The organism is Streptomyces pratensis (assembly GCF_037137275.1).
GTDB classification, from domain to species: Bacteria; Actinomycetota; Actinomycetes; order Streptomycetales; family Streptomycetaceae; genus Streptomyces; species Streptomyces pratensis_B.
In genome coordinates this window covers 154,100-179,229 of the sequence record NZ_JBBBEN010000103.1, presented here as the reverse complement: position 1 = coordinate 179,229, position 25,130 = coordinate 154,100, and the positions used below count along the sequence as shown (strand labels likewise).

18 protein-coding genes are annotated in these 25,130 nt (G+C 69.0%); 13 read left to right on the top strand and 5 right to left on the bottom strand.

Annotation, left to right across the window (positions count from 1 at the left end; genetic code table 11):
• Positions 1–135: 135 nt before the first annotated feature.
• From V9U70_RS29930 to V9U70_RS29880, 11 genes are all read left to right on the top strand, one after another.
• A complete protein-coding gene (locus tag V9U70_RS29930; RefSeq protein WP_336680310.1) occupies positions 136–1,665 on the top strand; it encodes an ATP-binding protein in 1,530 nt (509 codons plus the stop codon).
• Positions 1,666–1,754: 89 nt separating this feature from the next.
• Positions 1,755–4,715, top strand: coding sequence for a Z1 domain-containing protein (locus tag V9U70_RS29925; RefSeq protein WP_336680309.1), 2,961 nt, complete (start codon positions 1,755–1,757; stop codon positions 4,713–4,715).
• Positions 4,716–4,728: 13 nt separating this feature from the next.
• The gene (locus V9U70_RS29920; RefSeq protein ID WP_336680308.1) at positions 4,729–5,157 is read left to right on the top strand and encodes a very short patch repair endonuclease; all 429 of its coding nucleotides are present in this window, start codon (positions 4,729–4,731) and stop codon (positions 5,155–5,157) included.
• A gap of 226 nt (positions 5,158–5,383) precedes the next feature.
• Positions 5,384–7,915 carry a Z1 domain-containing protein gene (locus V9U70_RS29915; RefSeq protein WP_336680307.1) on the top strand — a complete coding sequence of 844 codons (2,532 nt, stop codon included), beginning with the start codon at positions 5,384–5,386 and terminating at the stop codon, positions 7,913–7,915.
• A complete protein-coding gene (locus V9U70_RS29910; RefSeq protein ID WP_336680306.1) occupies positions 7,912–8,937 on the top strand; it encodes a PD-(D/E)XK motif protein in 1,026 nt (341 codons plus the stop codon). Before V9U70_RS29915 ends, V9U70_RS29910 begins: the two co-directional genes overlap by 4 nt.
• Positions 8,934–10,910 (top strand): hypothetical protein, encoded by a 1,977-nt coding sequence (locus V9U70_RS29905; protein ID WP_336680305.1) that lies wholly within the window; start codon positions 8,934–8,936, stop codon positions 10,908–10,910. The genes V9U70_RS29910 and V9U70_RS29905 overlap by 4 nt, the downstream gene beginning before the upstream one ends.
• Positions 10,907–11,803, top strand: a complete 897-nt coding sequence (locus V9U70_RS29900; protein ID WP_336680304.1) for a hypothetical protein — start codon at positions 10,907–10,909, stop codon at positions 11,801–11,803. The genes V9U70_RS29905 and V9U70_RS29900 overlap by 4 nt, the downstream gene beginning before the upstream one ends.
• On the top strand, positions 11,800–13,641 hold the full coding sequence (locus tag V9U70_RS29895; RefSeq protein WP_336680303.1) for a DNA cytosine methyltransferase: 1,842 nt from the start codon (positions 11,800–11,802) through the stop codon (positions 13,639–13,641). Before V9U70_RS29900 ends, V9U70_RS29895 begins: the two co-directional genes overlap by 4 nt.
• A gap of 9 nt (positions 13,642–13,650) precedes the next feature.
• Positions 13,651–14,997: a DNA cytosine methyltransferase gene (locus V9U70_RS29890; protein ID WP_336680302.1), complete on the top strand. Its 1,347-nt coding sequence runs from the start codon at positions 13,651–13,653 to the stop codon at positions 14,995–14,997.
• 387 nt (positions 14,998–15,384) lie between these two features.
• Positions 15,385–16,371 carry an endonuclease/exonuclease/phosphatase family protein gene (locus tag V9U70_RS29885; protein ID WP_336680301.1) on the top strand — a complete coding sequence of 329 codons (987 nt, stop codon included), beginning with the start codon at positions 15,385–15,387 and terminating at the stop codon, positions 16,369–16,371.
• Positions 16,372–16,670: 299 nt separating this feature from the next.
• Positions 16,671–17,570 carry an excalibur calcium-binding domain-containing protein gene (locus V9U70_RS29880; RefSeq protein ID WP_336680300.1) on the top strand — a complete coding sequence of 300 codons (900 nt, stop codon included), beginning with the start codon at positions 16,671–16,673 and terminating at the stop codon, positions 17,568–17,570.
• Positions 17,571–17,870: 300 nt separating this feature from the next.
• On the opposite strand, the gene V9U70_RS29875 is transcribed toward V9U70_RS29880, so the two are convergent.
• A complete protein-coding gene (locus V9U70_RS29875) occupies positions 17,871–18,476 on the bottom strand; it encodes a hypothetical protein (RefSeq protein WP_336680299.1) in 606 nt (201 codons plus the stop codon).
• Positions 18,477–18,659: 183 nt separating this feature from the next.
• The gene (locus V9U70_RS29870; RefSeq protein ID WP_336680298.1) at positions 18,660–19,643 is read right to left on the bottom strand and encodes an alpha/beta fold hydrolase; all 984 of its coding nucleotides are present in this window, start codon (positions 19,641–19,643) and stop codon (positions 18,660–18,662) included.
• Positions 19,644–19,762: 119 nt separating this feature from the next.
• Between V9U70_RS29870 and V9U70_RS29865 the strand changes: the two genes are divergently transcribed.
• Entirely contained in the window at positions 19,763–20,065 is a 303-nt protein-coding gene (locus V9U70_RS29865) for a hypothetical protein (protein WP_336680297.1), read from the top strand.
• Between the two features lie 97 nt (positions 20,066–20,162).
• Here the strand turns inward: V9U70_RS29865 and V9U70_RS29860 are convergent, their stop codons facing one another.
• The gene (locus V9U70_RS29860; protein ID WP_419724052.1) at positions 20,163–21,593 is read right to left on the bottom strand and encodes a DUF445 domain-containing protein; all 1,431 of its coding nucleotides are present in this window, start codon (positions 21,591–21,593) and stop codon (positions 20,163–20,165) included.
• Between the two features lie 142 nt (positions 21,594–21,735).
• Here V9U70_RS29860 and V9U70_RS29855 point away from each other — a divergent pair, with 142 nt between their 5' ends.
• Positions 21,736–22,983, top strand: coding sequence for a GDSL-type esterase/lipase family protein (locus tag V9U70_RS29855; protein ID WP_336680295.1), 1,248 nt, complete (start codon positions 21,736–21,738; stop codon positions 22,981–22,983).
• Between the two features lie 161 nt (positions 22,984–23,144).
• Here V9U70_RS29855 and V9U70_RS29850 read toward each other — a convergent pair whose 3' ends face one another.
• Positions 23,145–23,858, bottom strand: coding sequence for a DUF1707 domain-containing protein (locus tag V9U70_RS29850; protein ID WP_336680294.1), 714 nt, complete (start codon positions 23,856–23,858; stop codon positions 23,145–23,147).
• Between the two features lie 105 nt (positions 23,859–23,963).
• The gene (locus tag V9U70_RS29845; protein WP_419724051.1) at positions 23,964–24,980 is read right to left on the bottom strand and encodes an ABC transporter ATP-binding protein; all 1,017 of its coding nucleotides are present in this window, start codon (positions 24,978–24,980) and stop codon (positions 23,964–23,966) included.
• Between the last annotated feature and the right edge of the window lie 150 nt (positions 24,981–25,130).

Below are 25,130 nucleotides of genomic sequence, written 5' to 3'. Positions count from 1 at the left end.
CGTCGGTCGTCGATCGAAGCAGATCGCCCAAGACCGGCCGGACGCCCGCCCCTTTCCCATACGATCGCATTTCAACAATCGTCTCAGGGCCGACGTCCCCACACGGGCCCCGTTGCAGTGTGCGAGGAAGTCTTCATGCCGCCCTATCAGCCTTCAGCGGACTGGCAGTACGAGGTACCCACCACCGGGAGCAAGCGGCTCCCGCCCGCGGCCCGCTACGTCGAGTCGTTGACGCACCAGGGGTACGGCTTCGAGGCGGCCGTGGCCGACCTCGTCGACAACTCGATCGACGCGGGCGCCCGTAACGTCGTGATCAGCTTCCTCAGGGACGACCAGCGCCTCGTGGGTCTGCTCGTGGTGGACGACGGCTCCGGCATGAACGACGAGACGCTCGACACCGCCATGACGGTCGGCGGACGCCAGGGTTACGGGGCCAGTGCCCTCGGCCACTTCGGCGCCGGGCTCAAGGCCGCCTCGCTCTCGCATGCCGACTCCCTCACGGTGATCAGCCGCACCAAGCGCAGCCCGTCGACCGGCCGGCGCTGGCTGACCGCCCGCGCGCAGGCCGACTTCACGTGCGACATCGTGGACCCCCGCTACTGCCAGGCACTCGTCGACCGCTACGACGGCCTGATCGAGTGGCACGGCACGATCGTCCGCTGGGACCGCGTCCGGGCCTTCGAGACGATCACCACCGGTCAGGCGGACCGTTTTCTGAACGATGCCATCGAGAAGCTGGAGACCCACCTCGGCCTCCACCTCCACCGCTTCCTGAGCCGCGACGACTTCAACGTCGACATCGTCGTCGAGGACGTGACGACGCGGGAGGAACTCGATCACCGCGGGGTCGAGCCGATCGACCCGTTCGGATACCGGGTATCCGGCCGGGCCGGCTATCCGCGCACCTACACGGCACCGGTGGAGGGCGTGGGCGAGGTGGCCCTGACCGCGCACATCTGGCAGCCGAAGTCCCCGCTGGTGAGCTTCCGGGGCATCGGCCCGCTCGCCGAGCGCCAGGGTTTCTACATCTACCGCAACGACCGGCTCGTCCAGGCGGGCGGCTGGAACAACACCCGCAGCCCCGAGGGCCATCTGGCCCTCGCCCGCATCGCCGTCGATCTGCCCGCCGAGGCGAACGACGTCTTCAGCCTCACGGTCAAGAAGGACGGCGTGACGGTCACCCCCGCCTTCGCCCGCGGTCTGGAGCAGGCGACGGACGGTGCCGGGAACGACTTCGCGAGCTATGTCAAGGAAGCGGAGACGACATACCGGGAAGCGGCCCGGCGCGCCACCGAACCCCAGCGCAAGGCGGTCCTCCCCGCCGGCAAGGGCTTGGACCCGCGGCTGAAGCGCACGTTGCGCGACGAACTGCCGGAGCTGGAGGGCGAGGACCCGGTCACCTTCCGCTGGGACAGCCTGTCCTCCGACGTGTTCTTCGAACTCGACCGCGAGGAACGGGTGGTGAAGCTCAACAAGGAGTACCGCCAGGTCTTCAACGGCGGGCGCAGAGGCGGCCTGAACGACGCCCCGGTGGTGAAAAGCATGCTCTACCTCATGGTCAACGAGATCTTCCAGAAGGAACGGGTCCGGGCCACCCACCTCGACAACATCGCCCTGTGGAACAGCGTCCTGGTGACGGCCGCGCGCTGCGAACTCGCCCGCTGACCCTGCCCCGTCGCACCGCGTCGCGCCGCGTGCTCCTGTCCGCCCCGCCTTGCCTGCGTCGTCCCGTTCCCGCCGGAGGAAGACCCGCCATGACCGACCACCTGTTCAACCTGCACGGAGACGTCCTCGCCGCGATGCGCCGCGGGCCCAGGCACTTCGCCAAGCTGGCCTTCGCCCTCGCCGACGACGAAAAGCCGGCGGACGTGGAGCAGCAGCACTTCCAGGGCCGTGTCACCGGCGCCGGGCCGGGCGACGAACTGACCGCGTTGTGGCACCGCACCCTCACCGGCTGGGACCTGGCCGCACACGCCGCCTGGTCACAGGCCCCGCCCAGGACGGACGAGCGCCGCTCGGACACGTACGACCGCCTCGGCTTCGGCACCGACCTGCGCAAGGCACTGGACCACGCGGTCCCGGTCTTCAAGGAGCCGGGCCCCACGATCATCAGCACCACTCCGACCTCGTGGTACTCCCGCGATACTGCGGCCGCACGCTCCTTCTACTGGACCGCGTACGAACGGCTCCTGCGTCGCAAGGGCTGGTCGGACGCCGCCGTGGCAGGGCTCGACGAGGCGAGCCATGCCGTCGTCGAGCGTCTCGCGGACCCGACACGCCCCCAGGCCTACGGAGCCCGGGGCCTGGTCGTCGGTTACGTCCAGTCCGGCAAGACCGCCAACTTCACGGGTGTGACGGCCAAGGCCGTCGACGCGGGATACCGCCTCGTGATCGTCCTCGGCGGCACGCTGAACCTGCTGCGCGGGCAGACCCAGCGCCGCCTGGACATGGAGCTGATCGGCCAGGAGAACATCCTGCGGGGCGCGGACCCCGAGGACCCCGAAGCCCTGATCGGCGTCGACTACCAGGACGACGAGGACTGGCCGGAGAAATTCGTCAGCCACCAAGGACGCCCGTCCGCGCTCGGGGCCTTCGACATCGAACGTCTCACCACCCGGGACGACGACTACAAGAGCCTGACGACGGGAATCCGCGCACTCGAATTCGACAAGCAGGTCCGCACACAGCCGCTGTACGCCCCGGACAACCTCCACCGCGCGGCAGCCCGCGTGATGGTGGTGAAGAAGAACAAGTCCGTCCTGAGCAAGCTCATCAAGGACCTCAAGAAGATCGGCGGCCCGCTGCTCTCCGAGATCCCGACGCTGATCATCGACGACGAGTCGGACCAGGCGTCCGTCAACACGACGGACCCGAAGAAGTGGGAGGAGGGCAAGGTCACCCGTACGGCGATCAACGGCCAGATCTCCCAGCTGCTCGGGCTCCTCCCCCGTGCCCAGTACGTCGGATACACGGCGACGCCGTTCGCCAACGTCTTCGTCGACCCGGGTGACGGTGACGACATCTTCCCGCGCGACTTCCTGATCTCCCTGCCGCGCCCGACGGGGTACATGGGCGTCCAGGACTTCTACGACCTGGACCGCACCGACGAGTCGGCCGTCGGAGGCGCCGAGCGCGCGCACGTACGCGGCATCTACGACGACGCCCGCGGCGACCGGCTCGCGGAGGCCCTTGACGCGTTTGTCCTCACGGGTGCCCTCAAGCTGTACCGCGCGGCCCACGATCCGTCTTTGGAGGACCACTTCCGGCACCACACGATGCTCGTCCATGAGTCCGTCCGCATGGCCGAGCACGCCGCCCTGGCTCTGCGGATCAGCTCGATCTGGCACCAGGCCTCCTACACAGGCCAGGAGGGCCATGCCCGCCTGGCGGCCCTCTTCGCCTCGGACTTCCAGCGCTTCGCCGACGACGGCCTGCCCACCCCCGCCTCGTACGAGGATCTGAGACCCCACGTCTCCCGCGCCCGCCAGCTGATCAACTCGGGCGGAACACCGGTGCTCGTCGTCAACGGCGACACCGAGCGCGACTACGACCAGCCCGACCTGGACTTCGACCGCACCCCGCACGTGTGGAAGATCCTCGTCGGCGGCACCAAGCTCTCCCGCGGCTTCACGGTCGAGGGCCTGACGGTGACGTACTACCGGCGCAAGACCCAGCAGGCCGACACCCTGATGCAGATGGGCCGCTGGTTCGGCTTCCGCCCGGGCTACCGGGACCTGGTACGTCTCTATATCGGCCGCGAGGAACCGGCGGGCAAGACCAGGACGGTCGACCTGTACGAGGCCTTCGAGGCGATCTGCCGCGACGAGGAGACGTTCCGCGCCCAGCTGGCCCGCTACGCCACCCTGATCGACGGCAGACCCCAGGTCACCCCGGCCCAGATCCCGCCCCTGGTCTCCCAGCACCTCCCCTGGCTGAAGCCGTCCGCCCGCAACAAGATGTTCAACGCGGAACTGGTGGAGATCCGCTCCCCGGGCGAGTGGGTCGAACCGACGGCCTACCCGACGGCCCCGGCGGATCTGCGCCACAACGCGGAGGTGTGGCGGCCGGTGCTGGACCTGCTCGGCACCGGCCCGGTCACCCTGCCACGCGACGCGCCCGACGGCGGCCGTGTCGAAACTTTCGAGGCCCAGATCGGCACCCTCGATCACCAGGAGTTGCTCAAGATACTCTGCGACCTGCGATGGTCGGCTCCCGCGCAGTTCTCGCCTCACCTGGAGTCCCTTCTCTCCGCCGGCGAGCGCGGCGAGGGCATCGACGACTGGCTGGTGCTCCTCCCGCGGCAGACTTCGTCCCGTTGTGTCGAGGCGAGCGTCCTGGGGTCCCGCCCCCTCTCTCTCGCTCACCGCGCTCGGCGGCGTGGCGATCTCTTCGGCGCCATCAGCGAGCCCAAGCATCGAGGAGCCGCACTACGGATCGCACGCGCGAACCACGCCGGGGGCCGGGCCGGTGACGAGACCCTGGAAGCGCTGGCGCGTGAGCGACGCGGGGTGGTCGTCCTGTATCCCGTGGTGGAGGAACAGCCCGCGGCCGTGGCCCCTGCCGAAGTGATCGCTCCGGAGCGCCTCGTCATGGCCTTCTGCCTGGTCGCACCCCGTTCGTCCACCGCCGCGCAGCGAAGTCTCGTGCGCTTCCGAACTGTCGATTCGACGAAGAAGGACTCCGCGATCATCGAACGCGGGGCGGTCGGTTCGTAGGAGACTGGTGGTGATGAGCACGGTTGAACCCTTGTCCCCCGGCGTCTCCACCCGGATGAGCCGCCAGGCGAGCCGCGACACCACGCCCGAGGTCGCGGTGCGGAAGCTGTTGCACGCGGCGGGGTATCGCTTCCGGGTGCACGTCCGGGTCCCAGGCATGCCCCGACGCACGATCGACATCGCCTTCACCCGGGCCAAGGTCGCCGTAATGATCGACGGCTGTTTCTGGCACGGCTGCCCTGTGCACGCCACGCAGCCGAAGTCGAACGCCCAGTGGTGGCGGGCGAAGCTGGACCGGAACATGGCCAGGGACCGGGAGACGACCGAACATCTGGCTGCGGCAGGATGGACCGTGCTGCGATTCTGGGAGCACGAGGCGGCCTCGACAGCCACGACGAAAATCGCGGCCACACTGGATTCGGCCACAGGGCGCCCCGGCTGACCCGCCCTGCGCAATCGCGCCCGAGCCGTGGTCCAACCCGATCGGCACTCCTTTCACTTATCAAGGCCTCACTCACCCAATAGAGTGGAGAGGTCACACAGGGCTCGAGCCTCGTCTCGTTTACCGCCTAGGCCACGGCCTGCAGGCGCGGACGGTCGGTGACGAGCTCTCTTCAGAGGAATGGAACGGGGGACGGTCGAACCTTATGACCGATGAAACTGACGCAATGTACGACACCTTCCAAGCGCTACTGGAATCGTTTCCACCCGCCGAGGCGGTCAAGCGGTTGGAGCAACTCGGTGTCAGCCGTGACATTGTCGAACAGATCCGGAAACGCCACGAAGTACAGGCCCTTCGCATCAAGGAACTCGAAGAGCCACGTGCGATCGTGCGGGACAACCATGTCACCTGGTACACCGGCCCACAGCCGAAGGACAAGTGCTGGCCCGCAGTCGTCGACCTGCTCAGCAAGGACAGCTGGTCCGCCCACTCGATCAACGCCCTCGACGACTCCTCGAGTCGAGTCCTGTCCCTGTTGAACCACCCGAAGGAGAAGTCGTTCTCGACACGGGGCCTCGTCGTCGGACACGTGCAGTCGGGCAAGACAACCAACTTCACCTCGGTCATGGCCAAGTCCGCCGACCGCGGCTACAAGTTGTTCATCGTCCTGGCAGGAATTCACAATGGCCTTCGCCGGCAGACACAGGCCCGACTCGTGCAACAGCTCATCGAGCCGAACCCAGCGCTGTGGTCGCAGCTGACCGGTCTCGATCACGACTTCACTCCGCAGGAGAACCCGGCCTCGTACTTCGGAAAGAACAACAAGACGCATGTGCTGTGCGTCGTGAAGAAAAACGCGACCGTCCTCCGCAAGTTGGCCAAGTGGCTCGACAAGGCGTCGGACTACCTGGCCGACTGCCCGGCGCTCATCATCGACGACGAAGCCGACCAGGCAACTGTCGCCACCAAGTCGATCAACCCATTGATCCTCAGTATCATGGACAGCCTCCCGCGTTCTGCTTACGTCGGATACACCGCTTCACCGTTCGCGAACCTGCTCATCGATCCGAGCGCCCAGAACCTGTACCCGAAGGACTTCGTCGTCAACCTGCCGAAGCCTGTAGGCCATTTCGGCACCGAGGTGCTGTTCGGACGTTACGCCCTCGACGGAGACGGCCCGGAAGATATCGATGACGGGTCCGACATGATCCGTTCCGTTCCGGACACGGATGTCCCGGCGGTCCGCCCGTCCACGCGTGCGGAGGTCGACGGCTTCGAGCCGGTCATCACCGATACATTGCGCCGCGCCGTCCAGTACTTCTGGATGGTCGCCGCAGCCCGACGTGTACGCCGCGCCGGCAACCCCCACAACACCATGCTGATCCACACCAGTGTGAACACCACGGTGCACAACAGTTTCCGCAGGCCCTTGGAGCGGCTTCGGACCCGCACCGCGCAGTCGCTGTCCGATGCAGGGTCTCAGCGGGAACTGCGGGAACTGTGGGACGCAGAGACCGCGCGCGTGCTCGCCGAGGACTTCGGCGAGACCAAAGTGACCTTCGAGCAGCTCGCCCCGGAACTGACGGGAGTGCTCGACCGCTGCAGGATCATCATGGACAACTCCAGCAGCGAAGACCGGCTGGACTACGAAAACGGCCCTGTCACGGCCATCGCCGTCGGTGGCAACACTCTCTCTCGGGGGCTGACGCTGGAAGGTCTCTCCGTCAGTTACTTCGTGCGCGCCGTCTCCGCCTACGACACCCTTCTACAGATGGGGCGTTGGTTCGGATTCCGTAACGGGTACGCGGATTTGCCGCGCATCTGGATGACCGACGAGCTCGCCGAGTGGTTCAGACATCTGGCCACGGTCGAGACCGAGATGCGCCGCGACATCGACGTCTACATGACCGAGGCGGAAAGTCCTCTCACCTTTGCCGTTCGCCTGCGCACCCACCCGGCGCTCCGCGTGACCGCGGCCGCCAAGATGCGTGCCGCCGTCACCGCAGCGTCGTCCTACGGCGGCAAACGAGTCCAGACTCATTTCTTCCACACCGACGCGGATTGGCTCCAGGCGAACATCGCCGCCGCACGTCAACTGGTCGCAGCATCGCTCGCGTCCACACGTCAGGTGGATGAGCAACTCTCCATCGGGCGTTACGTATTCCGCGACGTTCCCCACGATGTCGTGACGGGCTTTCTATCGACCTACCAGTTCCACGAGCGCTCTCCCGAGAACGACGGGAAGTTGATCACCGAGTACATCAAGAAGCGCGTCACGGCCGGTTCTCTGCGTCGGTGGAACGTGGCAGTCGTCGGCACTCCGCGGAGGATCGACGGAGACTTCCAATTCGCCCCTCAGGTGACCGTCGGACGTGTCAACCGCGCTCGACTGGCCCTGCCCAACCCCATCCCGGATTTCGCTGATATCAAGACTTTGATGAGCCGGCGAGATGCGGCAGTTGATCTAGCAGGTGATACTGCGAAGCTGACTGAGAAGGAGATCATGGCCGAACGTCGCAAGCAACTGCCCGATACTGGTCTGCTCGTTCTCTATCCCATCGACAGCGTCTCGGAGCCGAGCCCCGCGAAGAAGTTGCGTGAGCCGCTGAACGCCGAGCAACACGTGATCGGCGTCGGGATGGTCTTCCCCACTCCGATAAACGGAGACAGCGAGGTCGAAGGGTACATCTCCGCCGATCTGTCCAACGTCTCCATCGAGGAGGAGGACTACAGCGTCTTCGACCTGGAGGAGGCGTGAGCGACGAGACCCTCCGCAGAATCGTCGAGAACAGCTGGCATGCTCTCGAGGCCGAACAAGCCACGGCGGAGCGCCGCCTGCGCACCACGCCCTTGCCGGTCGATACTGAACAGGGCCCGCTGACAGCAGCCGTGGACCACGACGGACACCGACACCTGCTGATCCCCGTCCCTGCGAACCGAAAGATTCGCACCAACCCCGATGGGCCGGTCCTGCGGCTGAGCGGACGAGCTCTGGAGGACGCGGACACGTACCAGAGCTATGCCGACCTCATGCTTTTGGAGGGTGACTTCGGCGACCTGTTCACCGGGCTGTGTGTGGATGTCCTCGATGCGACGCGCGAGTCCCCCCACGCGCCGATCAAAGCGCTGTACGGCGTACTCGACCGATGGAAAGCCCTCTTTCGGGCTCAGCGCGCCCTGCTCACCCCGGATCAAGTCGTCGGCCTCTTCGGCGAGCTGACGATTCTCAAGCGGCTCCTGGAGAGGGACCCCGGCGCGCACCGCCTGTGGCACGGGCCGAGCGGTTACCGGCATGACTTCTGGGGCGGGGCCACCGCCGTCGAGGTGAAGGCGAGCACGTCTCCCGAGGGTCGGCGGCCTCGAATCCACGGCCTGGACCAATTGGAAGCCCCTGCCGGGGGTGAGCTTTGGCTTGCCTGGTTTCGCCTCCAGCGGGTGATGTCGGCGGGGGTCGGCACCGGCTTCACCGAGTTGATCGGACAGACTCTGTATCTGTGCGACGACGAGCAGGCACTTCTCGACCTGCTGGCTGGAGCCGGCTTTCGTCCCACCGACACGGACCGCTACCGCAATATGAGCTTCCTTATCGGCGAGGAACGGTGGTACCGGGTAACCCCCGATTTCCCCGGCCTGACCGGCGAGGCCCTTGCGTCCGCCGGCCTGACGATATCCGCGCTCGACGTCGCGTACTCGATCGACCTGTCCGGCGAGACTCCCGTCCCCTTGCCCGACGATGAGGTGCGCGCCGTGCTCGACCGCCTGCCCCAGGAGTCCACGTGACAGCAGCGCCCCGCTGGTTCTCCCAGCCGTACCCGCCGGAAGGCGCGAGTGCGGCGGAGGGCATCCGCAACCAGCTCGGACGACCGGAACTCGACCTGCTCACCATCCTGGTGCGCGAGTCGGCCCAGAACAGTTGGGACGCTCGCATTGCCGACCACTCCGGTCCCGTCGACTACCGCATCGACATGACCACCGTCAGTCCCGCCCACGCAGGCGCCTGGCGCGAGTTGCTACTCGCCGGTGCACCCTCGCAGCGCGAGAGTTTTCCCCTGCGCGAGATCCTCAGGCAGAGCTCGATCCGTCTCTTGGCGGTCTCCGACCGTGGCACCCGCGGGCTCGGCGGCCCCACCCGCGCGGACGCATTCGCGGCCGAGCGGGACTTCGTGTCCTTCATCCGCAACATCGGCGAGCCACGCGAGAACGCCCTGGGGGGCGGAACCTACGGCTTCGGCAAGGGCATCTTCTACGTACTGTCCAACACCGGCACAGTCCTTGTGCACTCTCGTTGCCGCACGGAAAACGGGGGCTACGAGACGAGACTCATCGGCTGCACTCTGTGGAAGAGCTACAGCGCACCGGAAACGAACGGGCAGCGGCGCTACACGGGTAGGCACTGGTGGGGGGACGTCACCGGCGGTTTCGTGGAACCACTGACCGGTCAGAATGCGGACAGCGCAGTTCGAAGTCTTGGGCTCCGCCCGTTCGGGACAGAGGAGACCGGGACCACAGTCGTTGTCGTCGATCCGGCCCTGGACGGCCTGACGCCGAAGGAAGCCGCCGGCTATGTCGCCGACACCATCGCCTGGCACCTGTGGCCGAAGATGATCTCAATGCCCGATCGCCCCGCAGCCATGCGGTTCTCCGTCACCTGTGACGGAGACGGCTTCCCGGTACCCGATCCACGGGAAACGCGACCGCTCAACATGTTCGTGACCGCGTACGAGAAAATGATCGACTCCGATGGCGACCGCCTGCACTGCAAGTCGCCCAAGCGGTTCCTCGGCCGTCTCGGGCTGGAGAAGCGGATCATGCCGCCCTTGGAACCCAGCCGTGCTTCCCGCATGATCGGCATCGAGGACATCGTTCACCACGTATGTCTGATGCGCCCCGCCGAACTCGTGGTCACCTATCGACCTGGCCCGAAGCCTCCGAGTGTGAACCTGGGGTACGCCGGGGTGTTCCGGGGCGACGAGTCCATGGACGAGATCTACGCCAAGGCCGAGCCCCCCACGCACGACGCCTGGAACCCTCAGTCGCTCAAAAGGCCGGAAAGCACTTTCGTGCAAACGACATTCCACCGTATCGGCGAGTCGCTGGAGAAATTGCTCTCCCTCGGCGGCACCGCACGTTCCGGATCGAGCAATGTCGCCCTTGGCGCTGCCAGTTCCTTCTTCTCGGGACTCGTGGGAGGAGCCTGGGGCATCGGTGGGGCCACGGACTACTCCAAGCCGGGAACTACCGCCCTACGCCACAGGCGCGGGGAGACCGGCCAGAACAGGGACCTCGAGCCGCTGAATGGTCCACAGCCCTCTTCCGGCGGGCACTCGATCGGTCCGGCAGGAGACGACCGCGCGGACATCGCCTACGGTATGGAGCAACGTCTCTCTCCCGAATCGCTAGGGGTTTCTACGCCTCGAAGGCACCCACGGGTCCAGTACGTCGGCGAACCCTTTTTCGAGGACCGCGGAGACGTTTCCCTTCTTGTCCAAAACTTCCGGCTCCCTGTACCCGGCCCCCAACAGGTACAGGTGGATCTGGCTATCACTCTGCCGGGTGCCACCGGGCGCGAGACAGACCCGCCCATCGGTGCCGGCATGCCCGAACTCGTCGGGTGGGAGGACAGCGAGGGGCACGTACATGGGCCGAAAGCAATGCAGATCGAGGGCGGCGATTCCCTCTGGCGCGTACTCGTGCTCCCAGCTCCCGACACGATGACGGAGATCACGGTCAAGGTAAAGGCGGTTCCCTCGTGACTCGACGCGTCCTCCCGTACCGCACCCCCTCCGAGAATGTCATTTCCGCCGAGGACTGGCATCTGGTCACACCCGACGGAGACATCGCCGCTCCTGAGGCGCTACCGGACTGGGACTATCGCATGAACCTGCGCTTGCGCAGGGTTGTCAACGTCGATCTGGACCGGGCACGCACCGAATCGGGCCTGCCGGCCGACGCGCCGCTGCTCCTGTCGGCGGTGTGGACCGCTACCGGGTCCAACCTCAGTGGTCCGGCACAGCACCTACGACTGCCCCGGGCAGGAACCGTCCCTATGAAGATCGATTTCGAACTGAGCGGTACGAACCTCGGCGGTCTCCTTCTTCTCGACACCGCTTTAGTTCTCGCCGAACGCCGCCCCGATGCTCGGCCCGCCTCCCCACGAAGAGCAGGGTCCATCCTGTGGAGCGATCGACGGGCACTGCGTCTGCAGGGTGACGCACCTCAGTTCCCTATGGCTGTGATCGACTTTTCCCTCACATCCTTCCCCGACAATGCTGCGTGGCATCTCCAGATCAGCGGAAGCCTGGAAAGCGCGACCATGGGCGCACTGCTTCTGCTCGTAAACGAACGCAACACCGTTACGGCCACCGCTTTCGCCAACGCGGCGAAACCGCGGCAGATCGACCGCCTCGTGCTCTCGGCCGTGTACGCGGATGCCGCGCGCCTCATGGTGGAACACGCGCTGAGTCATGAGGACTTCTCCGAGGAATCGGACTACCCCGATGACTCCCTGGGAGCCACCATGCTGATCCTTTTTGACAGGCTCTTTCCGGATCAGTCGATCACTGACATGCGTCTGCGCCAGCGCCAGTCACCTTCCTTGTTCGCCTCGGACCTGCAGGCGGCAGTCACAATTTTCGAGGTGTCGTGATCAGCTTTCTCTACCCTCGGTTGCTTTCCGGCTGCGCTGTTCCCCTCTTCGCCGAGTACCGACAGCTGTCGATCTCCGAGCTGACCGAGTGCGTGTCCTTCGTCCATGAGTCGGCGGTATACGTAGCAACCGGGGGCGACCGGGTGACCGCGGATCAACTGCGGGAACTGCGGGAAGGTATCTTGGCGCTGGCCGCACATGCGGGCTTCCCCGGTGATTCCGACCGAGTACGCAACTCCGACTTCGACCTCGCTCTCGCGGCGTTTTTGCATTCCGAGACGGGCATGGTGCCTGCCGAGGCCGCTTCCCGGGACGTCTGGGCGTTTCTCGCTCTGGTCGTACTTCCCGATGTCGCATTCTGGCGCTATCCGCATCCGCCCAGGGACCGCATTCTTGGCACGGATCTCACCAGGCACGTCTTCGGGCGGCTCTGGTGGCGGGCCCAGCTCGTGCGGTCCCCCGATGCGCCGGAACCGTACGAGGCACTGAAAATTTTGGGTGAAGCCGCCTTCGACCAAATCTATGCTCGGCGCGCCGCCTTGGGCGGCAGTCCACACCTGGTGCGATCCGTCCTTCGAGTCTGGAACGAGCTGGACCTGCAGGGCCTGAACGAACGCGAAACCCTCCGCGACTTCCTCAAACGCCTGCTCAGGCTCGCTCCGTTCGTCCTCTTCGACGCCGTCGGGGAAAAGGCGCTGGACGACGAACTGCGCGCGTTGGCTCAGCAGTCGGTCGACGTGCAGCGTCCCCCGCTCAGTGGCACCCACGGAAAGGCGACTGACGACCCGCCAAGGACTGGGCAGTGCTCGGAGGTGCAGGCACCCACCTCCTCGGAAGGGCTTACAGCAGCCTCCCGATCGGCCGTCGCCCGGTTCTCGTCACCTGCGGATCGGCCGCTGCACTCCGTGGAGGTTTGCTCCGGGTGCGGTGCCCAGGCACTCGGGCTGGAGCAAGCGGGGTTCAAACCCGTACTCCTCATCGACAACAAGGCCGACGCCTGCTTCTCCATCGCGAAAAATCGCCCGGACTGGGATGTACTGTGCATGGATATCGGCGATTTCCGCGTGTACGAGCGCCAAGAGGTCATCGGCGTCGACCTGCTCAGCGCGGGCCTCCCTCGCGTAAAGCCTCCGACGAGCTATCCGAACGATGGCTCCGACGAGCGGGAGGTTCTGCGGAAGACGGTCGAACTGGCTCTCATCATCCGACCGAGGGCCGTGCTCCTCGAGAACGTCCCCGATCTCGTCGAGGCTCCAGGGTTCGAGCAGGACCGCTCGTGGCTCAGGGAGACGCTCACACAAGCGGGCTATCAGTGTCATTGGGCGGTACTCAACGCGGCCGACTTCGGAGTCCCACAGAATCGCCGTAGCGGCTTCCTCGTCGCCCTGCAGCCCCCCTTCGGCACCCGTTTCTCATGGCCCCGACCGTCCGGCTTCGCGCCGCCCACCGTCGGTGATGTGCCCGGCCCCACCATGGCAGCCCACGGCTGGCCGGGGGCGCATCGCTGGACCGCACGCGCGGACCGCATCGCCCCGGCCCTCGTCGGAGGGTCGGACCGGCGCGGCGGCGCAGACTTGGGGCCGACCGGCAGCAAGAAGGCCTGGGAGACGCTCGGCGTGAACGGCAGCAGCCTCGGTGACGCTCCCCCCGGACCGGGGTTCCCCTTGGACGCCCTGCCCAAGCTCACTGTCGAACAGGCAGCTCTCATTCAGGCAATCCCCGCGGACTGGGACTTCGCCGGCGGCAAGACGTCCAGGTACCGGCAGATCGGGCACGCCATGCCGCCGCCGCTGGCTCGCGCCGTCGGTGCGGCAGTAGCAGCAGCCCTGCGAAGCTAAGATCGCCTCATGCGTACGCCCCGCCCCCTTGACGTCGAGCCCGTGACCGTTGTCGATCTCTTCTCAGGGTGCGGGGGCTTCACCCAGGGGTTTCACGAGTTCCGCCCGGAAGGAGCGCCGACGAGCTCCGGCCCGTACTTCCGCAGCTTGGCGGCCGTCGAACATGACACTTCTGCCGCTGCCACCTACGCCGTCAACTTCGGAACCCGCCGCAGGCACAAGAACATCCCAGCGGCTCGGGTCCATCTCGGAAATATTGAGGATTGGGAGCCCGCAGCCGACGAACGCGACGCGGATGTCGTCGTCGGAGGCCCGCCCTGTCAAGGATTTTCCGCCCTCAACCGGGACAAGAAGGGCACGGAGCGCAATCGCCTTTGGGAAGAATATGTCCGAGTGGTCGAGGATATCAAACCGAAGATCTTCGTCATCGAGAACGTTGACAGATTCCTGAAATCGAAGGAATTTCAGAACCTCCTCAAAGAGGTCGGCACTGGGGGGCGCTTGGCCGACTATCGCCTGGTGGACCCACCGGGCCACATTCCGTCAGACTCGGACGAACGCAAGATCAAGCGATACCTCCTCAACGCCGCCGACTACGAGGCAGTCCAAGCTCGACGTCGCGCCATTGTCATCGGCGTACGAAAGGACATCGAAAACGGCCGAACAATGGCTTATCCAATACCGACCCGGGCTCGACCGCCCAGACAGGGCATCAGCCGGACATCGGATGGGCCCGAAAAGGAACTGCCCTACTGGCGTGCAGTGGATGAGGTCTTCAATGAGACTCGCCAGTGGGAGCCCCTCGGCACCGAACTTCCTGATTCCAAGATCGACGTCGAAGATGTGAGCACTCGCACATTGGGGGTCTTCACCACCGAGGACCTGCACTTCGGTCGCAATCCGGAGCCACTGTCGCGCGCCCGGTACAAGGCGATTCCCCCTGGGGGTAACAGGAAAAATCTCCGCGCGAAGTGGTTCACGGAAGACGGGGAGGGCAATATCCTTCTATTCAATGAAGAACACCCACAAGGTGTGACCAGCCCGACGACCTATCTTTCGACTTCGAGCTGGGACAAGCACAATTCGGGGTCCGGGGACGTGATGGGGCGGATGCGTCTGGGTGAACCGTCAGTCACCATTAGGACCGAATTTTTTAAACCAGAGAAGGGCCGCTACCTGCACCCGATCGATGCACGCCCCATCACTCACTACGAGGCGGCTCGCATCCAGGGGTTCCCGCGCGACTTCAAGTGGTGCGGCTCCAAGACTGAAATTGCCCGCCAGATCGGCAATGCGGTACCGATTCCGCTGGGAAAGGCAATAGCATCCGCGATCCATGCCTTCCTGCGCGGCTGATTTCACGCCGCTGGACGAACTTCGAGACGATTCAGCCGGATTTCCGTGCGCCGGCCTACGGCGATCACCAGTCGGGGGTCGGGGACGCCGGAAGCGTCGGCGGGAGGAAGGCGCCGAGTAAGGGTCATCGGCACAGTCCCCGGCCGAAAAGTATCCAGGCGATGAGGTTCAGCTACGTGTGTGCCGAGCCATACACTGCGACATCAACTTTGGCCGGCCCCCGTTTCCCGCAGTCCCGTTCTTGAGCGCCTCGGGACGCACCGACTTGATCTCCGGCTTCCGCGGGTCGGCACACATGGCAGCCCGGTTCTGGATCGGCATGGGAGATCGGAACCTGATTCGCCTGGTCACTCGTCCTGTGAAGTGGGACCGAGTGGATGGGAAAACATGGTGAAACGGGCAGACCCTGGTGCGGCGGCGGAGGCGAGGCCGGTGGTTCCTGGCGCTGAAGGCGGCCGTCGGGGATGGGTGGTCGCCGGGTCGGCCGTGGTTGCGGCCGGGGTGCTGGCGTTCCACCGGGCGGTGCCGAACCGGCCCGGGAGGGTGGGGAGCCTGCTGGAGTCCTTCCTGCCGTGGTTCGGGGTGGTCATCGTCCTGTTGCTGGGGATCGCCCTGGTACGGCGGTCGGCTGTCGCGCTGGTGGCGGTGCTTCTGCCCGTGGGAGCCTGGGTGCACCTCTTCGGTACGTTGCTGCTGCCCGCCGAAGAGCCCGGGGCGCGGGAGCTCGACGTTGTGCAGCACAACGTCAGCGATGAGAACCGCGATCCGGCGGGGACCGCCCGTACGCTGATCGAGTCCGGGGCCGATCTCGTCGCGCTGGAGGAGCTGGTGCCACCGGCGCTTTCCGCGTACGAGAAGGGGCTCGCCCCCACGTATCCGCACCATGTGGTCCACGGCACCGTCGGGCTGTGGTCGAAGTATCCGCTCTCCGGGAGCGGGCCGGTGGACATCAAGCCGCGCAGCATCGACGACGGGTGGAGCCGCGGGCTGCGGGCAGTGGTCCACTCCCCGTACGGGGAGGTCGCGGCGTACGTCGCCCATCTGCCGTCGATCCGCATCGGCGCGGCCGGTCTGGCCTCCGGGCCGCGCGATGAGAGCGCCGGGGTGCTGGGGCGCGCCATCGCCTCCGAAAGCATCGATACGGTGATCCTCCTCGGCGACCTCAACGGCGCCGCAGAGGACCGGGGCCTGGCCCCGCTGACCTCGCGGCTGAACGTGGCCGAGCGCGGGTTCGCCTTCAGCTTCCCCCGGGCCGTGCCGGTGGTCCGGATCGACCAGGTCATGGCCCGCGCCGCCGCCGTCCGGCACCTGGACACGCTGCCGGCCACCGGCAGCGACCACCTGCCGGTGGTCGCCCGCGTCGCCCTGGAGTGAGGTCCGCTGCACCCCGGCCCGTCAGCCCGTGCGCCGGTCCGCCGCGACCACCGGGCCTCCCGTGCATGCCGGGGAACATGCCGCCCCTCCCGCCTCGCGCCCCGCGGAAGAGGACTCGTCGGCCCTCCCCTGCCTCGCGCGGGGCAGGAGCCGCCGCCCCTCCCCCTCAGTGTCCCCACACGGTTCGTTCATGCTTTCATCACAATTTCGCTTCGCTTCCCGCATGCCCCTGATGAAGCCCCCCGCCCGCTGCGAGCATCGGCCCCTCCACGCACAGCGTTCGACCTTGGGGGCACCACATGCAGACGACGTATCAGGCACGACGACCGAGGCGCGGGCCCCTGGGGATACCGGTCGGTGCGGCCGTGCTCGCGCTGGCCCTCGCGGGATGCGGCAGCACGGACGGCAGCGCGGAGCAGAAGGACGGGAAGGGGGCGGCCAAGGCCTCCCCGTCGCCCTCGGCTCAGCGGGCCCTGGCCCTCATGGACGACGCCGAGCAGCGCACGAAGGCGGGAAAGGCCCTCACGGTGGAGGTCCTCGACAACGACTCCGTCACCCTGGAGAGCGGCGACGCCGCCGCACTTCTCGACACCTACGACGCCGGGGAGTTGACCCTGAGCATCGACGCCGCGCCCGCTCACGGCACCGCCGCGGTGTCCGGGGCCTCGGTCACGTACACCGCGAAGGCCGGGTACGCCGGCGAGGACGAGTTCACCTACCGGGTCCTCGTGACCGGGACCGAAGTCCCCGCTTCCACGGCTGTCGTCCGTATCGACGTGACGGCCCCCGCGCCCAGCCCGAAGCCCACTCCCACGGCAGCACCCAAGCCCGCGCCGAAACCCACGCCGAAGGCGGCGACCCGGGCCCCCGATCCCGTGTACTACGAGAACTGCGACGCCGCCCGCGCCGCTGGGGCCGCGCCCGTCGAGACGGGCGACCCCGGATACGCGGCCCACCTGGATCGCGACGGCGACGGCGTGGGGTGTGAACCGTGGGGCGGCTCCTCGTCCGGGGGCGGCGGTTCTTCTTCCGGAGGCAGCAGCGGAGGCAGCAGCGGCGGTGGCACCGGGGGCGGCAGCAGTACGTACTACGCCAACTGCACCGCCGTACGGGACGCGGGCGCCGCGCCCATCCGGACCGGGGAGCCCGGCTACGGACGGCACCTCGACCGTGACGGGGACGGCGTCGCCTGCGAGTAGCGACGACGCGGCCGTACGGTGAGGCGGCGGCCGGATGGCGGAGCCCCCGCGCCACGGCGCTGCGCCACGGCGCTGCGCCACGGCGCTGCGCCACGGCGCTGCGGTGCGGCGCTGCGGTGCGGCGCTGCGGGCCGGCGGTGCGGGCCGGCGGTGCGGTCCTGGGAAGGCGCCACCGGACGGACGGCACCACCGGGCGTGCGGCGCCACCGGGCGGCGGGGCGACCACGCGGGCATGGGCGCAGGGCGGGCGGCGTCGTGGTCCGTGGGGCGCGGCCGGAGCGTCGGCGCCCTGCCGCCCCGTCAGCGGTAGTCGTCCGGGTGGTCCTGCATCCAGGTGTTGATGCCGTCGCGGGTATCGACGATCTCGGAGAAGTACTTCTCCAGGTGCGCCTCGGACCGGTCGTCGCCCAACTTGGCGAACAGGACCTCCATGTCGGCCAGCGGCTGTTCGAAGTGGCCCGGCCCCTTGCTGTCCGCCCGCATCGCCTCGTCCAGCTCGGTGAGTTCCCGGGTGACCCGGCCGAGGAAGTACGCGCAGTCGCCCGCGCCGGGGGTGCAGGTGTCGTTGAGCGTCGCCTGTAGCGTCGCGAAGGCGTCGCGGACCAGCGCGGGGCCGGGCGTCGGCAGGCCGGTGGGCTCGGCCTCTGCGGCCCGCTCGGCCGCTTCTGCGTTGTCGGCGTTCTCGGCGATGCGGGCGAGGTCGGCCGCGGCGTTCGATGGGTCCGTCGCATGGTTCGGGACGTCCGCGCCGGGGCCGCCGCCGCTCGACGCCTGGGTGCAGGACACCAGCGCCGCGGCCACGGCCACGGCAAGCGCCCCCGTACGCAGGCCCGTTCGGGCCGAGCGGTGGACACGGGCGCGGGCAGTGGGGTGGGTGGTGGAACGGGCAATGGCACGGAACGGCATGAGGCCCCCCTCGGACGAAGGGTCCAGACCTTACGCGAGCCGGTGATCTCCGACCAGGACCCCCTGGCCCGCTGTCCGCTATGCCGGACCGGTCCGCTCCTCCCCACGGCCTCCCCTGCGCGACCCCCTCCCCCAGGACCTCCCTCGCGCGGCCTTCTCCCTCACGGCTCCACACAGGCCCCCTCACGGGGAGGGGAGGGAACGCGTCTCGCCCAGGGACGCGAGGAAGCGTGCCGTCTCCGCGTGCACCGCCGCCGGTTCGTCGAGGTGAGCGTCGTGCCCCGCTCCCGCGATCACGCTCGTACGCGTCCCGGGGTGGCGGGCCCGCATCCGGTCCGCCTCCTCCTGCCGCATCGTGCCGTTCTCCCCCCGTATCACCAGCACCGGGCAGCGCACCCGGTCCCAGGCGTCCCAGAAGTCACGGTGCGCGTTCTCCTGGACGGTGGCCACCATCACGTCCCGGTCCACGCGCGGGTGCAGGCCGCCGGGGCCGGGCACGAGGCCCCGCGCCCACGCCCGGCCCGCCGGGCCGCCGCCGAAGAACGCGGTGGCCGCCTCCGCGTCCGGGAACGGCACCGGCCAGGAGTCGAGCCAGGAACCGATCTGCTCGGGCAGCCGGGGGCTCGGCCCCGCCGGGCCGGCCTCGATCAGGACCAGCGCGCGGCACACCTCCGGGTGGGCCGCCGCCGCCAGCAGCGCGGTGAGCCCTCCCATCGACTGGCCGACCAGCACGGTGTCCCGCCCGGCCAGGGAGAGTCGGCGCGCGACGGCCAGGACATCGCGAACGTGGGCCGCGCGGGACACGTCCCGGGGGCGGCGGGTGCTCGCCCCGCTGCCCCTGGCGTCGAACGCGACCACCCGGCAGGACGCCGCGAGCCGGGCCGCCAGCTCCTCCCACTCTCCGCGGTGACCGGCCAGGCCGTGCAACAGGAGCAGCGGCGGGCCGTCGCCTCCGTGATCGGTGCAGACGAGGCGTACGGGGGATGCCCGGACACCGTCCCCGCGCCCGGCGCCGGCCGGCCCGGGGCCCCTGCCCCTCCCGGCCCCGTGCTCGCCGCCGTACCGCCCCCGGCCTTGCGCCTGCTCCTTTCCCCCGCCCTCGTCCCCGCGCCCAGCCCCGTCCTCGTCCCCCACCCCGTCCGTCACCGTCACGATGACCTCTGCCATCCGCGTGCCCCCTCTTCCCGCCCCGGCCTGTCCCGTCCCCGTCGGCGGCGACGTCGTACCGGGCGTCAGCCTCGGAGGAATCGGATCACAGGCACGCGAGGGAAGCGATGGTGGGGGCGATGGCGCAGGTCTCGGCTGCGGCAGCGGCGGCGAGCGGGCTCGTCGGGGGTTACGGCGTCGCCCGGTGGACCGGGAAGCGGCCGCTCGGCGGCGTCGCGCTCGCCGCCGCCGGGGCGCTCGCCGCGTACGAGTGGAACCGTCAGGCCGGGCCGCGCGCGGCCGCCGGGCTCACCGCCGCCTACGTCGCGGCCTTCGCCGGGTCGCATCCGCTCGCCAGGAAGGTCGGGGCCTGGCCCGCCGTGTTCGCCGTCGCGGGCGGGGTCGCCGCCGCCTCCTGGGGCGTGACCCGCCGTACCTCCTGAGGGGGCCACCGCGATCCGTTCGCCGCGGAGGCGCTGCGCTCGTCAGCGACCTCCGCGGAGGCCCGTCCGTTCGCGGCCGGCCCCGGCCCCGGTCGCCTCAGCCGCCCAGCGCGTGCGACACCGTGTAGATCGCCAGGCCCGCCAGGGCGCCGACCACCGTGCCGTTGATGCGGATGAACTGGAGGTCGCGGCCGATGTGCGCCTCGATCTTCTTCGACGTCTGGTCCGCGTCCCAGCCCGCCACCGTGTCGCTGATCAGCGAGGTGATCTCCGCCCGGTACGTCGTCACCACGTACACCGCCGCGTCCTCCAGCCAGCCGTCCAGCTTGCCCTGGAGCCGCTCGTCGCTCGCCAGCCGGGACCCCAGCGACATCAGCGAGGACCTCGCCCGCAGCCGCAGTTCGCTGCGCTCGTCCTCCGCCGCCGAGAGGATCATCGTGCGGACGGAGGACCACGCCGACGCGATGACGTCCTGCACCTCGCCGCGGCCCAGGATCTCCGACTTCAGCCGCTCCACCCGGGCCCGGGTGTCCGCGTCGCCCTGGAGGTCGGCCGCGAAGTCGTTGAGGAACGTGTCGATGGAGCCGCGCGCCGGGTGCTCCGGCATGTCCCGCATCTCCGTGATGAACCGCAGCAACTCCTTGTAGACCCGCTCCCCCACCCGCTTGTCCACGAACCGCGGCGTCCAGCCCGGGGCTCCGCCCTGCACCGCGTTCATCACCGAGTCACCGTGCTCCACCAGCCAGTCGTGCGCCCGTACGCAGACGAGGTCGACGACCTTGCGGTGGCCGCCGTCGGTGACGACCTTCTCCAGCATCTTGCCGAGACTCGGGCCCACCTCCGCCGCGTCCGCGCGCCGGGTGATCGCCTCGCCGACCACGGCCTGCACGTCGGAGTCCCGCAGCACCGTCAGCGCGCCGCGCAGGGCGGTCGCCAGCTCGGCGGTGACCCGGTCGGCGTGAGCGGGCTCCGCGAGCCACACGCCGAGCCGCCGCCCGACCCCCAGAGCGTGAATCCGGTCACGAATGACGTCTCCGGAGAGAAAGTTCTCGCCGACGAAGGAACCGAGGGACTGTCCCAGCTGATCCTTCTTGGTGGGGATGATGGCGGTGTGGGGGATGGGCAGGCCGAGCGGGCGCCGGAAGAGCGCCGTCACGGCGAACCAGTCAGCCAGCGCGCCCACCATCCCCGCCTCGGCAGCCGCCGCGACATAGCCCGGCCAGCCCTCCACACCCGCGTTCTTCGCCCAGGTGGCCAGCACGTACACGAGCGCGACGAGCAGAAGGAGGCCGGTGGCCGTGATCTTCATGCGCCGTACGCCGCGCTGCTTCTCCTCGTCGGCGGCGGTGTACGCGAACGAGGCCAGCGGACCGGCGGCGGGCGGGCCGGAGCCCGGCCCGGACCCGGCGGCTGACGCCTCCGTTCCCGCTCTCGACCCCGTTCCCGCCGTCTTCCCCTCCGCCTTCCGCGACGCGTCCCGCTCCGCGTCGTGCGCCGCGTCCTGCTCTTCCGCTCCGGTCCGTTCCATCCGCTCCACCCGTCCGCGTACGCCTCGCCCCCGTGCCGTACGCATTGTCCCTACTTCACCTACTCCCGGGCCGCACGTCGAGTTCCCCGCGGCCTGCCGCATCATGGGACCAGCACGATCATCACAAGGAGAAATACCGCATATGCCCAGGCGCCAGGGGTATGCCCTGCTCATCGCCCTTGTGGCGGGCACCGTCGTGCTCGCCGCCGCCGTCGCCTTCGGCACGACGCTGCTGTCCGGCCCCCGGCCGGCGCTGCGCCCACCCGCCGAGACCCACGCGGCGGCCCGTAACCCGGTCGCTCCGGCCGCCTCCGGGGGCGCGTGGGCCGCCACCTGGACCGCCGCGCCGGTCCGCGCCGAGCCGGGCACCGACAACGGGCTCCCGGGGCGCACCTTCCGCAACGTCGTCCACACCAGCATCGGCGGGACCGCCGCCCGCATCACCCTGTCAAACCTCTTCGGCACGGCCCCGCTGGTCGTCGACCAGGCCGCCGTCAGCACCCGGCCGGTGACCTTCCGCGGCTCCGCCGCCGTCACCGTCGCCGCGGGCGGACGGGTCGTCAGCGATCCGGTGGCCGTGCCGGTGGAGCCCGACGCCGCCCTCCAGGTCAGCTTCCGCACGCCGCGGGCGAGCGGGCCGGTCACCTACCACCCCAACAGCCACCAGACGTCCTACCTGGTCGACCACCGAGGCACGCGGAGCACCGCCCACTGGCGCTATCTCACCGCCGTCGACGTGCGCACCGACACCGCGCGGGGGGCCGTCGTCGCCTTCGGGGACTCCCTGACGGCGGGCAGCGGCTCCACCACCGACGCGAACGCCCGCTGGACCGACGTCCTGTCCGACCGGCTGCGCGGCCGGTACGGGATGGCCAACGCGGGCATCTCGGGCAACCGGCTCTCGGGCATCGGGCGCGGCACGGGCGGCCCGGCCGGCATCGACCGGTTCGACCGCGACGCCCTGTCGGTCGCCGGGGCTCGCGCGGTCGTCGTGGCGCTCGGCATCAATGACGTGCAGCAGTCGCCCCAGGAGACCGACCCACAGCGCGTCGTGGATCATCTGCGCGCCCTCACCGAGCGGGCGCACGCCCGCGGTCTCACGGTCGTCGGCGCGACGCTGACCCCCTTCGAGGGATTCCGCACCTGGACGCCCGAGCGCAACGCCGTACGGCTGGCGGTCAACGAGCAGATCCGGGCGGGCGCCGTCTTCGACGCCTATGTCGACTTCGACGCGGCGGTACGCGACCCCGCCGCGCCGAACCGCATCCTCCCCGCCTACGACTCCGGCGACCACCTGCACTTCAACGACGCCGGCTACCGCGCGCTCGGGGAGCGGGTGGACCCGGCGTCCCTGGGCCGGGCCCACGCCCCGCGGTCCGACGCGCTCTGACGCACTGAACCACGGCCGCACCCGGGCGGGGCGTAAGTGGGGCAGCGCATACGGGGGCGGTCGCGGGACGGAGCGGACACGGGACGGACGCGGGGCCGGGGGGGGCAGTACGGGGGCGAGTGCGGGGCGGGCAGGCGCGCGGCCCGGTCTCTGCCTTCTGCTCAGCCCAGCTCCTTGCGGCCGCTTCCCTCTTGCTCGTCCAGGCTCTCCGCCCCACGGCGGCGACGCACCTCGCGTTCCGCTTTCTCGGCTTCCTTCAGCCGGCGGCGCTCGGCCTTGGTCCGCTTGCGTTCCACACCGACGCCGCCCATCAGGGCGAAACCGGTGATGCGCACGCGCGGGGCGTCCGGTGCGGGCTCGTCGTCCTCGTTCGGGCCCTCGCCGAAGCCGCCCATGATGCCGACGCCCTTGACCTCGACGTTCAGCTCGGGCGGTGCGGTCACATGCAGTCCGCCCATGATCGTGAAGCAGCGGATGACGGTCTCGCGGTCCTCGAAGTGCGCCTCGCGGAGATCGATCTCCCCGCCGCCCCACATCGCGAACGCCGTGAACGTCCGGCCCACTGTCCAGCGGCCCTTCCGGTTGAACGCGCCCCACAGGGCGAAGCCGCCCTTGGACGTGGGGGTCCCGCCGATCCGGGACGGCCAGTCGGCGGCGGAGCCCCGGCGCGCCGCGGGCACGGACGAGCCCACCGGGGCCACCGCCGAGCCCGGAGCCGGGAGGTCCTGGACAAGCGGCTCCAACTCCCCGTGCGTACGCGCCCGGTAGGCGGTGTCGAGACGCTGCTCGAACTCGTCCATCTCCAGTCGGCCCTCGGCCACGGCCTCGCGCAGCAGTTCGGCGATCCGCTCGCGCTCGGTGTCAGAGGCGCGCATTTCCGGACGGTCACTTGTCATACCGCGCAGCCTATTGAACACTCGCCTGTCCGGCACAGACGTGCAGGCCCAGCGCTTGCGCGCACCGCCGCGCGGGGGCCGCCGTCAGGACCCGGACGCGTACATCCTCGCGATCACGGCCTCGATGTCCGGCTCCCGCACCGACAGGTCGACCAGCGGATAGGCGGCCGCGATCCGCGCCACGAGCGGGGCCGCCGACGCGGAGGCGGGGAACGCCAGCCACTGGCGGGGGCCCTCCACCTTCACCGTCCGCAGGACCGGCTGCGCCCCCGGCTCCACTCCGGGCACCGGCTCCAGGGCGATCGGGGGGAGTTCGCGTTCGAGGTCGATGACCAGCATGCGCTCGCTCGCGCCCGCCTCGTGGAGCCCCGCCAGGGAACCGTCGTACATCAGGCGGCCGTGATCGATCACCATCACCCGGCGGCACAGCTGCTCGATGTCGGTCAGATCGTGCGTCGTCAGCAGGACCGTCGTCCCGCGCTCCGCGTTCAACTCCTTCAGGAACTGCCGCACTCTGGCCTTGGAGATCACATCGAGGCCGATCGTCGGCTCGTCCAGGTACAGCACCTCCGGGTCGTGCAGCAGCGCCGCGGCGATATCGCCCCGCATCCGCTGCCCCAGGGACAGCTGCCGTACGGGGACCTCCAACAGCGCTCCGAGATCCAGGAGTTCGACGCAGCGGTCCAGGTTCTCCCGGTAACGCCGGTCCGGGATGCGGTACATCCGGTGCATCAGCCGGTACGAGTCGCGCAGCGGCAGGTCCCACCACAGCGTCGTGCGCTGTCCGAAGACGACGCCGATGCGGTGCGCCAGCCGGGTGCGCTCCCGGGAGGGGTCGATGCCCGCGACGCGCAGCCGGCCGCCGCTCGGGGTGAGGATGCCCGTCAGCATCTTGATCGTGGTCGACTTGCCGGCGCCGTTCGGGCCGATGTAGCCGACCATCTCACCACGCGCCACGCGGAAGCCGATCCCGTCCACCGCCCGCACCTCGTGCCGCTCACGGCGCAGCAGCCCCACGCGGCGGCGGACCTGGAAGACCTTCTCGACGTCGTCCAGTTCGATGAAGCGGTCGTCGCCCGTGACCGTGCCCACAGCCGCCATGGCTCGCGTGGGCCCGTCCGCTGCCGCTCCCGGACCCGTGTCCCCGCCCGTGCCCCTGCGTATGCCCGTACTCGCAGGCGTACTCGGCCCCGTGACCGCGCCCGGCCCGGCGCCCGCTTCCTCGTTCATGCCCCTGTCCTCCTCCGTGTC